This window comes from Citrobacter sp. Cb004 (assembly GCF_030337065.1).
GTDB classification, from domain to species: Bacteria; Pseudomonadota; Gammaproteobacteria; order Enterobacterales; family Enterobacteriaceae; genus Citrobacter; species Citrobacter braakii.
In genome coordinates this window covers 1-299 of record NZ_JAOWCH010000007.1, presented here as the reverse complement: position 1 = coordinate 299, position 299 = coordinate 1, and the positions used below count along the sequence as shown (strand labels likewise).

The following is a 299-nucleotide window of genomic DNA, read 5'->3' as shown; positions in this document are numbered from 1 at the left end:
TTTGGAGCGGGAAACGAGACTCGAACTCGCGACCCCGACCTTGGCAAGGTCGTGCTCTACCAACTGAGCTATTCCCGCTTAATCTTCGTCTTTCGAACCGCTACTGCGTTGGCTGCCTTCATTCGCCTAAGTCACTTACTTTAGTAAGCTCCTAAGGACTCATTCAGTTGCCGCCTTGTCGCAATTCGAAATTCTGCGATTGGTGGTCTGTGCTTTACCAGCACTTTCAAATTTTGGAGCGGGAAACGAGACTCGAACTCGCGACCCCGACCTTGGCAAGGTCGTGCTCTACCAACTGA

Annotated in this window: 1 tRNA gene; it reads right to left on the bottom strand. The window is 51.8% G+C overall.

Annotation, left to right across the window (positions count from 1 at the left end):
* Positions 1-2 precede the first annotated feature (2 nt).
* Positions 3-78, bottom strand: a tRNA-Gly gene (locus tag OGV65_RS00045).
* Between the last annotated feature and the right edge of the window lie 221 nt (positions 79-299).